General features: G+C 73.2%; 11 protein-coding genes and 1 tRNA gene. 8 read left to right on the forward strand and 4 right to left on the reverse strand.

Annotation, left to right across the window (positions count from 1 at the left end; genetic code table 11):
• Nucleotides 1–27 precede the first annotated feature (27 nt).
• The 3 genes from OG422_RS26450 to OG422_RS26460 form a co-directional block, all read right to left on the reverse strand.
• On the reverse strand, nt 28–2466 hold the full coding sequence (locus OG422_RS26450) for a Tex family protein (protein WP_405747999.1): 2439 nt from the start codon (nt 2464–2466) through the stop codon (nt 28–30).
• Between the two features lie 188 nt (nt 2467–2654).
• Nucleotides 2655–3524, reverse strand: coding sequence for an SCO6745 family protein (locus OG422_RS26455; RefSeq protein ID WP_405746365.1), 870 nt, complete (start codon nt 3522–3524; stop codon nt 2655–2657).
• Nucleotides 3525–3772: 248 nt separating this feature from the next.
• Nucleotides 3773–4540 carry an enoyl-CoA hydratase/isomerase family protein gene (locus OG422_RS26460; protein ID WP_143943479.1) on the reverse strand — a complete coding sequence of 256 codons (768 nt, stop codon included), beginning with the start codon at nt 4538–4540 and terminating at the stop codon, nt 3773–3775.
• A 53-nt stretch (nt 4541–4593) separates the two neighbouring features.
• Here OG422_RS26460 and OG422_RS26465 point away from each other — a divergent pair, with 53 nt between their 5' ends.
• The 4 genes from OG422_RS26465 (at nt 4594) to OG422_RS26480 (ending at nt 7860) form a co-directional block, all read left to right on the forward strand.
• Nucleotides 4594–6237 carry an ABC-F family ATP-binding cassette domain-containing protein gene (locus tag OG422_RS26465; protein WP_143943478.1) on the forward strand — a complete coding sequence of 548 codons (1644 nt, stop codon included), beginning with the start codon at nt 4594–4596 and terminating at the stop codon, nt 6235–6237.
• Nucleotides 6238–6316: 79 nt separating this feature from the next.
• Nucleotides 6317–6390 (forward strand) — tRNA-Met (locus OG422_RS26470).
• 147 nt (nt 6391–6537) lie between these two features.
• The gene (locus tag OG422_RS26475; RefSeq protein WP_143943477.1) at nt 6538–7251 is read left to right on the forward strand and encodes an HdeD family acid-resistance protein; all 714 of its coding nucleotides are present in this window, start codon (nt 6538–6540) and stop codon (nt 7249–7251) included.
• Between the two features lie 93 nt (nt 7252–7344).
• On the forward strand, nt 7345–7860 hold the full coding sequence (locus OG422_RS26480) for an ATP-binding protein (RefSeq protein WP_405746371.1): 516 nt from the start codon (nt 7345–7347) through the stop codon (nt 7858–7860).
• On the opposite strand, the gene idi is transcribed toward OG422_RS26480, so the two are convergent.
• Nucleotides 7835–8446: an isopentenyl-diphosphate Delta-isomerase gene (idi, locus tag OG422_RS26485; RefSeq protein ID WP_405746374.1), complete on the reverse strand. Its 612-nt coding sequence runs from the start codon at nt 8444–8446 to the stop codon at nt 7835–7837. The two genes, OG422_RS26480 and idi, sit on opposite strands and share 26 nt — an antisense overlap.
• A 537-nt stretch (nt 8447–8983) precedes the next feature.
• Here idi and OG422_RS26490 point away from each other — a divergent pair.
• The 4 genes from OG422_RS26490 to OG422_RS26505 are packed head-to-tail and all read left to right on the forward strand — an operon-like array spanning nt 8984 to nt 13344.
• Nucleotides 8984–10804, forward strand: a complete 1821-nt coding sequence (locus OG422_RS26490) for a DUF5941 domain-containing protein (RefSeq protein ID WP_405748001.1) — start codon at nt 8984–8986, stop codon at nt 10802–10804.
• Nucleotides 10801–11538: a sugar phosphate nucleotidyltransferase gene (locus OG422_RS26495; RefSeq protein WP_143941262.1), complete on the forward strand. Its 738-nt coding sequence runs from the start codon at nt 10801–10803 to the stop codon at nt 11536–11538. The genes OG422_RS26490 and OG422_RS26495 overlap by 4 nt, the downstream gene beginning before the upstream one ends.
• Nucleotides 11526–12587, forward strand: a complete 1062-nt coding sequence (locus OG422_RS26500; RefSeq protein WP_405746377.1) for an iron-containing alcohol dehydrogenase family protein — start codon at nt 11526–11528, stop codon at nt 12585–12587. Before OG422_RS26495 ends, OG422_RS26500 begins: the two co-directional genes overlap by 13 nt.
• Nucleotides 12565–13344, forward strand: a complete 780-nt coding sequence (locus OG422_RS26505; RefSeq protein ID WP_143941264.1) for a CDP-alcohol phosphatidyltransferase family protein — start codon at nt 12565–12567, stop codon at nt 13342–13344. Before OG422_RS26500 ends, OG422_RS26505 begins: the two co-directional genes overlap by 23 nt.
• Nucleotides 13345–13355 lie beyond the last annotated feature (11 nt).

Consider the following 13355-nt stretch of genomic DNA (forward strand, 5'->3'; position numbering starts at 1 on the left):
GACCCGCAGCCCGGGCCCCGGCCCCGCTCAGCGCCGCCGGCCGCCGCCCTCGCCGCCACCGAGCAGACCGGCCCGGCGCAGCGCGTCGGCCATCGCGTCGTTGGCGGGCGCGGGGCCCTGGCCGCCCCGCCGGTCGCCGCCGCGGCCACCGCCCGACCGGGGCGCGCCGTCCGACCGGGGCGCGCCGTCCGACCGGGCCGCGCCGCCGCGCCCGCCGGAGCGCTGTCCGCCCGGCCGCTGGCCGTCGCGCCGTTCGCCGCCGCCGCGCCGTTCACCGGCCGCCTTGCCGTCGCGCCCGGCCTCGTCGTCCAGCCGCAGCGTCAGCGAGATCCGCTTGCGCGGGATGTCGACGTCGAGGACCTTGACCCGCACGATGTCGCCGGGCTTGACCACCTCGCGCGGGTCCTTGACGAATGTCTTCGACATCGCGGACACATGCACCAGACCGTCCTGGTGGACACCGACGTCCACGAACGCCCCGAAGGCGGCGACGTTGGTCACCACGCCCTCCAGGATCATCCCCGCCGCGAGGTCGCCGATCTTCTCCACGCCGTCCTTGAACGTCGCGGTCCGGAACTCCGGACGCGGGTCGCGGCCCGGCTTCTCCAGCTCCTGGAGGATGTCGCCGACGGTCGGCAGACCGAACGCGTCGTCGACGAAATCGGCCGGGCGCAGCGACCGCAGCACCGCGGTGTTGCCGATCAGCGTGCCCACCGCGCCGCCCGCCACCCCGGCCATCCGGCGCACCACCGGGTACGCCTCCGGGTGCACGCTGGAGGCGTCCAGCGGATCGTCGCCGCCGCGGATCCGCAGGAAGCCCGCGCACTGCTCGTACGCCTTCGGGCCCAGCCGCGACACGTCCTTGAGGGCCTTGCGGGAGCGGAACGGGCCGTTGGCGTCGCGGTGCGCGACGATGTTCTCGGCCAGGCCGGAGCTGATGCCGGAGACCCGCGAGAGCAGCGGTGCGGAGGCGGTGTTGACGTCCACGCCGACGCCGTTCACACAGTCCTCGACCACCACGTCCAGCGACCGTGACAGCTTCACCTCGGACAGATCGTGCTGGTACTGCCCGACGCCGATCGACTTCGGGTCGATCTTGACGAGTTCGGCCAGCGGGTCCTGGAGGCGCCGGGCGATCGAGACCGCGCCGCGCAGCGACACATCCATCCCCGGCAGCTCCTGGGAGGCGAACGCCGAGGCGGAGTACACCGACGCGCCCGCCTCGGAGACCATCACCTTCGTCAGCTTCAGCTCCGGCTGTGCGGCGATCAGATCGGCGGCCAGCTTGTCCGTCTCGCGGGAGGCCGTGCCGTTGCCGATCGCGATCAGCTCGACGTCGTGCTCCTTCGCCAGCCGCGCCAGCGTGGCCAGCGACGCGTCCCACCTCTGCTGCGGCACATGCGGGTAAATCGTCTCGGTCGCGGCCACCTTGCCGGTCGCGTCCACCACGGCCACCTTCACGCCGGTACGGAAACCGGGGTCCAGGCCCATCGTCGCGCGCGTCCCGGCGGGCGCCGCCAGCAGCAGATCGCGCAGGTTGGACGCGAAGACCCGCACCGCCTCGTCCTCCGCCGCCTGGCGCAGCCGCAGCCGCAGGTCGATGCCGAGGTGGACCAGGACGCGGGTGCGCCAGGCCCAGCGGACGGTGTCCAGCAGCCAGCCGTCGGCGGGCCGCCCGCGGTCGGCGATCCGGAACTTCGCGGCGATGGACTGCTCGTACGACGTACGGCCCTCGACGGGCTCCGCGTCCGGCTCCAGCGCGAGGTCGAGGATCTCCTCCTTCTCACCGCGAAGCATCGCCAGCACCCGGTGCGAGGGCAGGTCGGTGAACGGCTCCGCGAAGTCGAAGTAGTCGGCGAACTTCGCGCCCGCCTCCTCCTTGCCCTCGCGGACCTTCGCGCCGACCCGGCCGCGCGACCACATCCGCTCGCGCAGCTCACCGATGAGATCCGCGTCCTCGCCGAACCGCTCGGTCAGGATGGCCCGCGCGCCCTCCAGCGCCGCGGCCGGATCGGCGACGCCCTTGTCGGCGGCGACGAACGCCGCCGCGGCAGCCTGCGGCTCCACCGACGGGTCGGTCAGCAGACCGTCGGCGAGCGGTTCGAGCCCCGCCTCCCGCGCGATCTGCGCCTTCGTCCGCCGCTTCGGCTTGTACGGGAGGTAGATGTCCTCCAGCCGCGCCTTGGACTCCGCGCCCCGGATCCGCCCCTCCAGCGCCGCGTCCAGCTTGCCCTGGGACCGTACGGACTCCAGGATCGCGGTGCGCCGCTCCTCCAGCTCCCGCAGATAGCGCAGCCGCTCCTCCAGCGCGCGCAGCTGCGCGTCGTCGAGCATCTCGGTGGCTTCCTTGCGGTAGCGCGCGATGAACGGGACCGTCGAGCCGCCGTCCAGCAGCGCGACCGCGGCCGTCACCTGCCGCTCCTTGACGCCGAGCTCCCCGGCGATCCTCGCTTCGATGGACACCATGACCTCGGTGGATGCCGTCACGTTGAACCAGACCCGCCTTCCCGCGCTCGCTTGAGCCTGCATTGTGCAGGTTCACCGGTCGCGGTGTCGCACCGCCCGGCCGGGAGCGCCGGGGTGTGAGAAGGCGCACGCCCGCCCGGCGCTCCCGTACGGGAACGGCGGACGGGCGTGCGGCCCGGGAAAGCGGCCTACCGGCCGAACAGCTCCGCCGGGAACGCGCCCGCCGCCATCGCCGCCTGGGTGAACGCCCCGCCGATCTCGGTGAGCCGCGCCACGCCCTCGGCGCCGAGGCGCTCGTACGGTGCCCGGTCCAGCCGGTCGGTGGTGTCCTCCAGGTCCTCGCGCAGCCGCAGCCCGGCCTCGGTCAACTCGCCGTCGGCGGCCAGCAGTCCGCGCCCGCGCAACCGCTCCTGCGCGGCGGCCCACTCCTCCTCGGTCCAGCCGCGGGTGCGCATGACGCCCAGGTAGCTCATGCCGCGGCCGCTGGCGTGATGGGTGACCAGCGCCTCCAGGCCGTCCAGTTCCGCGTCGAGCAGCGCCATCAGATGGGCGTCGCCGCGGTGTTCGCGCAGCAGCGTCGCGGCGTGCCAGTACGCCAGGTGCGGGGCGTCCGGGACCGGCAGATCGGCGTGGGCGGCGAACAGCGGCCGGGCGTACCGGGTGCCCGCCTCGGCGGCGCGCAGCGCCAGCTCCGCGGCCTCGGCCATCTCCGGCGACGCCAGCGCCTCCTCGCCCAGCAGCCGCCGCAGCGTGGTGTCGGCCGCCCGCAGCCGCGCCTCCAGGACGGCCTCGGGCGTGACGGTGTCCCAGACGGCGGGGACATGCCGGGCGACCAGGGCGTGGCTGAAGTTGTAGAACGTCGCGGTGACCGTGCCGGGGCCGACCGCGCCCATGGCGGCGGCGCGGACGGCGAAGTACCCGGCGCTACGGTCCTCGATCCCGACCTTCGCCAGCTCGGCGCCGAGGTCGGGGGAGAAGTAGTGCGTCGAGTGGAACGGGTTGACGACGTGGTGGCAGTGCCGTCCGGCGCGCGGCGCCAGAGAGGTCGCAGAGGTCATGCCCGGCAGGTTACCGACCCGTTGGTATGGCGGGAAGGGCGGTGGGGGGAACCCGGGTGTGCGTCACCGGCCGAGTGGGGCCGGACCTCCGTGGCGAACCGCCCCTCGGGCCCCGGCCGGGCGCGCCCGCCCGCGGTGCGCTGTTCCCCGACGCGCGCGCCCTCTGGCTGGCCCCGGCCGGGCGCGCCCGCTCGCGACAGCCGGGTACGGCCCGTCCGGCGCGGGCACCGCCCCCCCCGCCCCGCCGCTCAGCCCATCGGCCCGAAGCGCGGCGCCCGGCGTTCCAGGAACGCCGCGGCGCCTTCCGCCGTGTCGCCGCTGGCGTGCGCCCGCGCCGCCCAGTGCGCGGCCCGGCGTACGGCCTCCTCCGGTGGGACGTCCCACACGCCGTCGGCCAGCTCCTTCGCCGCCGTCTGCGTCATCGACGACCGGCTCGCCAGCACCGCGGTGAACTCCGCGACCCGCGCGTCCAGCCCGTCCGCCGCGCTCACCTCGTCGACCAGCCCGGTCCGCAGCGCCCGCGCACAGTCGATCAACTCACCGGAGAACAGCAGGTACTTGGCGGCCGACAGCCCCACCAGACGCACCAGCCGCCGGGTGGCCGACGCCGGGTAGACCACGCCCAGCTTGGCCGGAGTCACCCCGAACACCGCGCCCTCCTCGGCGAACCGCAGATCGCAGGCGGCCGCCAACTGCGCGCCGCCGCCCACGCAGTGCCCCCGTATCGCCGCCAGCGTCGGCCGGGGAAAGGCCGCCACCGCCTCCTCCGCCGCGACCGACAGCTGCTGCGCCTCGCCCGCGCCCTGCCGCAGCGACGCGATGTCCGCACCGGCGCAGAACGTCCCGCCCTCGCCGGTCAGCACCAGCGACCGCACCGCGCCGTCCGCGGCCAGCCGTGCCAGCAGCGGGGGCAGCTCCCGCCACATCCGTGGTGTCATCGCGTTGCGCTTGGCGGGATTGCTGAGGACGACGGTCGCTGTGCCGTCGCTGACATGCGTGTTCAGGCCCGGTTCCATGCCCGGATATTAGAGCGACCACCGGCGGCCGGGCCGCTACGATCGGCGGTCTGATGTCAGCCACTCTCGTCGCCAAAGACCTCACCGCCGGCCATGGTGAGCGCGTCCTCTTCTCCGGCCTGGATCTGGTCGTCGCCCCCGGCGATGTGATCGGACTCGTGGGCGCCAACGGCGCGGGGAAGTCGACGCTGCTGCGCCTGCTCGCCGGTCTGGACACCCCGGAGCAGGGCACCCTCGCCCTCAGCCCGCCCACCGCCACCGTCGGTCACCTCCCGCAGGAGCCCGACCGCCGCCCCGGCGAGTCGGTCCGCGCCTTCCTCGCCCGCCGCACCGGCGTCGCCCGCGCCCAGACCGACCTCGACGCCGCCACCCAGGCGCTGGTCGACGAACGCCCCGGCGCCGACGACGCGTACGCCACCGCGCTGGAGCGCTGGCTCGCCCTCGGCGCTGCCGACCTCGACGAACGCGCCGAGGAGACCTGCGCCCAGCTGGGCCTGACCACCGGCCTCGACCGGCCGATGACCGCCCTCTCCGGCGGCCAGGCCGCCCGCGCCTCCCTCGCCTCCCTGCTCCTGTCGCGCTACGACGTCTTCCTCCTCGACGAGCCGACCAACGACCTCGACCTCGACGGACTGCGCCGCCTGGAGAGCTTCGTCTCCGGGCTCCGCGCCGGGACGGTCCTGGTCAGCCACGACCGCGAGTTCCTGACCCGCACGGTCACCCGCGTCGTCGAGCTGGACCTCGCCCAGCAGCAGGTCAACACCTACGGCGGCGGCTACGCCTCCTACCTGGAGGAGCGCGAGCGGGCCCGGCGCCACGCCCGCGAGGAGTACGAGGAGTACGCCGACACCAAGGCGTCGCTGGAGACCCGCGCGCACACCCAGCGCAACTGGATGGCGAAGGGCGTCCGCAACGCCCGCCGCAAGGCCCCCGACAACGACAAGATCGCCCGCAAGGGCCGGGTGGAGGCCACGGAGAAGCAGGCGGCCAAGGCGAAGCAGACGCAGCGTCTGATCGACCGGCTCGACGTCGTCGAGGAGCCGCGCAAGGAGTGGGAGCTGCGGATGGAGATCGCCGCCGCGCCCCGCGCCGGATCCGTGGTGGCCACCCTGCGCGGCGCCGAGGCGCACCGCGGCACCTTCCGCTTCGGCCCGGTGGACCTCCAGATCGACTGGGGCGACCGGGTCGCGATCATCGGCCCCAACGGCTCCGGCAAGTCGACGCTGCTCGCCGCGCTCCTCGGCCGGCTGCCGCTGACCGCGGGCGCGGCGGCGCTGGGCCCCGGCGTGGTGGTCGGCGAGGTCGATCAGGCCCGCGGTCTCTTCACCGGCGACGCCCCGCTGATGGACGCCTTCCGTGCCGCCGTACCGGAGATGGCCCCCGCCGACGTACGGACCCTGCTGGCGAAGTTCGGGCTGAAGGCGGCGCATGTGCTGCGTCCGGCGGACACCCTGTCGCCGGGGGAGCGGACCCGCGCCGCCCTCGCGCTCCTCCAGGGCCGGGGCGTCAACCTCCTCGTTCTGGACGAGCCGACCAACCACCTCGACCTCCCGGCCATCGAGCAGCTGGAGTCCGCGCTCGCGTCGTACGGCGGCACGTTGCTGCTGGTCACGCACGACCGGCGGATGCTGGACGCGGTGCACACCACCCGCCGGATCGAGGTCGACGCCGGGACGGTCACCGACCGGGCGGTGTGACGCGGTGACCGGCGGCGGGGTGGTTTCCGACCACCGATTTGGTCCTGTGCCGGGCGGCCCGTATGGTGGGGCGAACCGACGCGGGGTGGAGCAGCTCGGTAGCTCGCTGGGCTCATAACCCAGAGGTCGCAGGTTCAAATCCTGTCCCCGCTACTCACAGGCGAAGGCCCGGTGCCCAGGCACCGGGCCTTCACCGTTTCCGTACGCCGTTTCCGTGCCTGTTCCCGTCTCCCGCTCGCTCTGCCCCGCCCGCCGAAACGCGCTATACCGGGAGGAAGTGGGCTTGTGGAGGAGGCGGCGATGACCGGCAGATCCGCTCGTGACCGTACGCCGGAGCAGCACTCCGCCGAGTTGGGCCGCGGCTTCGGCAGGCTGATGGCGCTCGGCATCGTCCTCGTCATCGCGGGCGCGGTGGGCCTGGCGTACGCCGGTCTCGCCACCCTTACCTCGATGCTGCTCTTCGGCTGGCTGCTACTGATCGGCGGTGCGGTGGGGCTGCTGCACGCCCTCCAGGCGCGGGGGTCGAACTTCGTCTGGCTGGCGGTCATCGTGGCGGCGCTGAACCTCGCCGCCGGTGTCGTGGTGATCGTCCGGCCCGATGTGGCCGCGGCGGCGCTGACGATGTTCGCCGCGCTGCTCTTCCTGACCGGCGGCGTCTTCCGGCTGGTCGGCGGGGTGGTGGTGCGCGGGCCGCAGTTCGGCTGGACGCTGGTGCAGGGCGCCTTCGACCTCCTGCTGGGCATCCTGGTGCTCAGCAACTGGCCGCACAGCAGCCGCTATGTGCTGGGCATCTTCATCTCCCTTGCGCTGCTCTTCGACGGCCTCGGCCTCTTCGCGATGGGGTTCGGCGGACGCCGGATCGTCGGCATGGTCGAGGAGGGCCGGTACGACGAGGCCCGGCACGGACCGGGCCGGACGGGGCAGGGCGTGGCGAATGGCTCGGAACATGCGTCCGCCGCGCCCTGGAGTTCCCTGACGAAGAAGCAGAAGCGACAGAATCGGTCATCCGAGTGAGCAAAACTCGCTGAATCGGTCGGAAGGCGTCGATTGGCGCTGACTTGTGTTCAGTGGGCCGGGCCGGATCGGCGCATTCCCCACACTCGACCTGTGAGGACGCCTCCCGGCCCGCCCGCCGACTCCCCAGAGGAACTGACCGCGACGCCCGCCTGCGAAGGCACCTGGCGCTTCACCGCACCGCTCGATGCGGCATCGGTACCCCGGACCCGGCACGCCGTCCGGGACCTGCTCACCGAGCGGCGGGACCCCCTCGCCCCCGCCGTCCTCGACGGCCTGTTGCTGATCGTCTCCGAACTCGTCACCAACGCCGTCCGGCACGCCGCCCTCTTCTCCCCGGAGATCGCGGTACGCCTCGACCTCGGCCCCGGACGGTTGCGCCTCTCCGTCGCCGACAACCACCCCTCCTGCCCGAAGGCGCTCGAAGCCGACGCGGGCGATCTCGGCGGCCGGGGGCTGTGGCTGGTCAAGACCGTCACCGCCGAGGCCGGGGGCGCCTGCGGCGTCGCCCCGACCTCCGGCGGCGGCAAGGCCATCTGGGTGGAGTTCCCGCTGGCGCCCCGACCGGCCGCCATGCCCCGGCCTACCAGCCCGCCGCGGACCCCGTGAGCTCCCGCACCGCCGGACGCGCCGCGTCCAGCACGGTCATGAACCACGCGGAGAACGGGCCCTCGGCGTGCCGCTTCTCCAGCTCCTGCGGCGTCACGAACGCGATCTCGCCGATCTCCGCCGGATCCGGCTCCGGCACCTCCCGCACCAGCCCGACGAAGAGGTGGTTGTACTCCTGCTCCACCAGGCCGGACGCCGGGTCCGGGTGGTTGTAGCGCACCGTGCCCGCCTCGGCCAGCAGCGACGGCGCCAGCCCCAGCTCCTCCGCCGTCCGGCGCGCGGCCGCCGCGAACGGCTTCTCGCCCGGGTACGGATGACCGCAGCAGGTGTTGGACCACACACCGGGGGAGTGGTACTTCCCCAGCGCCCGGCGTTGCAGCAGCAGCCGCCCCTGCTCGTCGAAGAGGAAGACCGAGAACGCGCGGTGCAGCTGCCCGGGGGCCTGATGGGCGGCGAGTTTCTCCGCGGTGCCGATCGTCGCACCGTCCTCGTCGACCAGCTCCAGCATGATCGGCCCGGCGGCGCCGTCCGGTGCGTTCACCGCCGCGAGCTCGGCGGTCTGTCCGTTGGCAGATGTGATCGGCATGCCCATCCTTGTCGTCGGTCTTCGACGCCAAGTCTGCCCCACCGCCGTCCCCGTCACGGTTCAGGCGCCGCGCGGCGGTGTGCCTGCGCCGCCGAGCTCCGGCGCACCCCGCCCGCCGGCGCCCCCGTCCCCGCCCGCCCGTGAGAAGGTCCACATCCCGCGCGGGCCCCGAGAAACCGGCGCACGCCTCCGACCAGGGCACCCGCGCAGCCGCCAGGGGGTGCCGGACGCGTCACGGATCAACCCGCACCACCCGTGACCAGCCCCCGCATATCCGGCGCCGGAACGTGCCGCCGCCCCGGCCGTCAGTTGTTCCCGCGCCACCCGATCCACCATGATGATCGCGGCAGACGCAGCCGTCGGTCACTCGATCGTGCGGTGAATCCGCGGTGAACGGCCTCAACCCGCATCCGATAGCCTCTGCCGACGTGCCACCGGCCCCACGGGGCGAGGTGTGCCGCGCCCACTGCCCGGGTAGTTCGTGCCGAATGCGGACCGGCCGGCGCGGCCTTGTCAGCATTCAAGGAGTGAGTTCGTCTGTCGACCGCCATCCTCACCGGTCCGCCGGTCGCCGGGTCGCCGCTCGAAGGCGATCTGCGCGCGCTGGGCTTCGACATCCGTACGGCGCAGGACCCCGCGTCCGCGGCCGAGCTGATCGCCGCGGCCCCCGCCCATGAGCGGATCGCCGTCGTGGACCCCCGCTTCGTCGGCCACCGGCACACCCTGCGCCTCGCGCTCACCGACCCCCGCTTCCCGGCCGCCGCCGTCGAGGGCGCGCTCACCGTGCAGCCCGCGGCCCGCGCCGCGCTGGACCGCGCGGCCACCCGGGTCCCCGTCGGCGCCGGCAGCGCCCACCTCACCGACGTCCTCACCGGCACCCTGACCGACGCCCTGGAACGCGCCGACATCGGCCTCCAGCGCATCGAGCCCGGCAGCCTGGTCGCCGCCGTCCCGCTCACCCCGGCCCGCCGCGAAGAGGCCCAGGAGGCCGTCGCCGCGGTCGACGAGGAGGCGGTACGGCTGCGCAGCGCGGTCAAGTCCCGCGACGGGTTCTTCACCACGCACTGCATCAGCCCGTACTCCCGTTACCTCGCCCGCTGGTGCGCACGGCGCGGCCTGACCCCGAACCAGGTCACCACCGCCTCGCTGCTCACCGCGCTGATCGCGGCGGGCTGCGCGGCCACCGGCACCCGCGGCGGTTTCGTCGCCGCCGGTGCCCTGCTGCTCCTCTCCTTCGTCCTCGACTGCACCGACGGGCAGCTCGCCCGCTACTCCCTGCAGTACTCGACGATGGGCGCCTGGCTCGACGCCACCTTCGACCGGGCCAAGGAGTACGCGTACTACGCCGGTCTCGCCCTCGGCGCCGCCCGTGGCGGCGGCCATGACGAGGTATGGGCGCTGGCGCTCGGCGCGATGATCCTCCAGACCTGCCGCCATGTCGTCGACTTCTCGTTCAACGAGGCCAACCACGACGCGGCGGCCAACACCAGCCCCACCGCCGCACTCTCCGACCGGCTCGACAGCGTCGGCTGGACCGTCTGGGCGCGCCGGATGATCGTGCTGCCGATCGGTGAGCGCTGGGCCCTGATCGCCGTGCTCACCGCCTGCACCACCCCCCGCATCGTCTTCTCCGTCCTGCTGATCGGCTGCGCGCTGGCCGCCTGCTACACCACCGCCGGACGCGTGCTGCGCTCGCTGACCCGCCGGGCCCGGCGCACCGACCGCGCCGCCCGCGCACTGGCCGACCTCGCCGACACCGGCGCGCTCGCCGAGCTGATCGCCCGCCCCATGCGCGGCCGCGGCCGCACCGGCTCGTTCCTCGCCCCGGTCATGGCCTTCCTCGCCGCCGCCGTGCTGCTGAGCGCGGTGATCTTCGAGGACGACCCGGCGTCCTGGCTGACCGTGGGCCTCGCCTGCTGCGCCGCGCTGTTGACCGGCGCCGCCGTGGCCCGCCCGCTCAAGGGCGTCCTGGACTGGCTGGTGCCGCCGTTCCTGCGCGCCGCCGAGTACGTCACGATCTTGGTACTCGCCGCCCGCAGCGGTGCGCACGGTGCGCTGCCCGCGGCGTTCGGGCTGGTCGCGGCGGTCGCCTACCATCACTACGACGCGGTCTACCGCATCCGTGGCGGCAGTGGCGCGCCGCCGCGCTGGCTGGTGCGGGCCGCCGGCGGCAGCGAAGGACGGATCCTCGTGGTCACCGTCCTCGCCGCTCTGCTGACCCCCTCCGATTTTCCCCTCGCGCTCGCGGTACTCGCCGGCGCGCTGGGTCTGCTGGTGCTCGTCGAGAGCATCCGCTTCTGGGTGCGTGCCGCGAAGACCGGCGCACCCGCCGTACACGATGAAGGAGAACCCGCATGATCGGCCTCGTGCTGGCCGCCGGCGCCGGACGGCGTCTGCGCCCCTACACCGACACCCTGCCCAAGGCGCTGGTGCCGGTCGATGGGGACACGACCATCCTGGACCTGACGCTCGGCAACTTCGCCGAGATCGGCCTGACCGAGGTCGCGATCATCGTCGGCTACAAGAAGGAAGCCGTCTACGAGCGCCAGGCCGCGCTGGAGGCCAAGTACGGCCTCAAGCTGACGCTCATCGACAACGACAAGGCCGAGGAGTGGAACAACGCCTACTCCCTGTGGTGCGGCCGTGACGCCATCAAGCACGACGTGATCCTCGCCAACGGCGACACCGTGCACCCGGTCTCCGTCGAGAAGACGCTGCTCGCCGCCCGCGGCAACGGCCAGAAGATCATCCTCGCGCTGGACACCGTCAAGCAGCTCGCCGACGAGGAGATGAAGGTCGTCGTCGACCCCGCCAAGGGCGTCCAGAAGATCACCAAGCTGATGGACCCGGCCGAGGCGACCGGCGAGTACATCGGCGTCACCCTCATCGAGGGCTCCGCCGCCGACGAGCTGGCCGACGCCCTCAAGACCACCTTCGAGCGCGACCCCGACCTCTACTACGAGGACGGCTACCAGGAGCTGGTCAACCGCGGCTTCCAGGTCGACGTGGCCCCCATCGGCGACGTCACGTGGGTCGAGATCGACAACCACGACGACCTCGCGAAGGGCCGTGAGATCGCATGCCAGTACTGACCCGCCTCATTCCGTCCCCGGTCGTCGTCGACATCAACGCCGGCGCCCTGGACGACCTGGCGGGCCTCCTGGCCGATCAGCGCATCTCCGCATCCGGGAAGCTCGCGATCGCCATCTCCGGCGGTTCGGGCGCCCGGCTGCGGGAGCGGCTGTCCCCCGCGCTGCCCGGCGCGGACTGGTACGAGGTCGGCGGCGGCACGCTCGACGACGCGATCAAGCTCGGCGACGCCATGAAGAAGGGGCACTACGACGCCGTCGTGGGCCTCGGCGGCGGCAAGATCATCGACTGCGCCAAGTACGCCGCGGCGCGGATCGGCCTGCCGCTCGTCGCCGTCGCGACGAACCTGTCGCACGACGGCCTGTGCTCGCCGGTCGCCACGCTCGACAACGACGCGGGCCGCGGCTCCTACGGGGTGCCGAACCCGATCGCCGTCGTCATCGACCTCGACATCATCCGCGAGGCGCCCGTCCGCTTCGTCCGCTCCGGTATCGGTGACGCCATCTCCAACATCTCCGCGGTCGCGGACTGGGAGCTGGCCCACCAGGAGAACGGCGAGGCGATAGACGGGCTGGCCGCCGCGATGGCGCGCCAGGCCGGTGAGGCCGTGCTGCGCCACCCCGGCAGTGTCGGCGACGACAACTTCCTCCAGGTGCTGGCCGAGGGCCTCGTCCTCACCGGCATCTCGATGTCCGTCGCGGGCGACAGCCGGCCGGCCTCCGGTGCCTGCCACGAGATCAACCACGGCTTCGACATCCTCTTCCCCAAGCGGGCGGCGAGCCACGGCGAGCAGTGCGGCCTCGGCGCCGCGTTCGCCACGCACCTGCGCGGGGACGCGGAGATGTCCGCGCTGATGGTCGAGGCGCTCCAGCGGCACGGCCTGCCGGTCACGCCGGGTGAGATCGGCTTCACGGACGAGGAGTTCGTCCAGGTCGTCGAGTTCGCCCCGAAGACCCGGCCCGGCCGGTACACCATCCTGGAACACCTGGACCTGTCCACCGACGAGATCAGGGACGCATACGCCGACTATGCCAAAACCATCCGTAGCTGAACTCCGGCCGGTCGTTCACCCTCCGGGCGTGAAGGACCGGCGGAGCGGCGAGCACTGGGCCGGTCGGCTCTACATGCGTGAGGTCTCCCTCCGCATCGACCGGCACCTGGTGACCACGAAGGTCACGCCCAACCAGCTGACCTACGTGATGACCGTCGCCGGTGCCCTCGCCGCCCCGGCCCTGTTGGTGCCGGGGATCTGGGGCGCCGTGCTCGGCGTGGTGATGGTCCAGCTGTATCTGCTGTTCGACTGCGTCGACGGTGAGATCGCCCGCTGGAAGAAGCAGTACTCGATGTCCGGGGTCTACCTGGACCGCGTCGCCGCCTACCTGTGCGACGCCGCGGTCCTGGTCGGCTTCGGCCTGCGCGCCGCCGATCTGTGGGGCACGGGCCGCATCGACTGGCTGTGGGCCTTCCTCGGCACCCTCGCCGCCCTCGGCGCGATCCTGATCAAGGCGGAGACGGACCTTGTCGGCGTGGCCCGGCACCAGCAGGGCCTGCCGCCGGTCAAGGAGGCGGCGTCCGAGCCGCGTTCCTCCGGCATGGCGCTGGCCCGTAAGGCGGCCGCGGCCCTCAAGTTCCACCGGCTGGTCCTCGGCGTCGAGGCGTCCCTGCTGATCCTGGTCCTCGCGATCGTGGACACCGTCCGTGGCGATCTCTTCTTCTCGCGGCTCGGCGTCGCGGTGCTCGCCGGTATCGCGCTGCTCCAGACGCTGCTCCATCTCGTGTCCATCCTCGCTTCCAGCAGGCTCAAGTGACGAAGACCCCT

The organism is Streptomyces sp. NBC_01525, from assembly GCF_045040405.1.
GTDB lineage: Bacteria > Actinomycetota > Actinomycetes > Streptomycetales > Streptomycetaceae > Streptomyces > Streptomyces benahoarensis.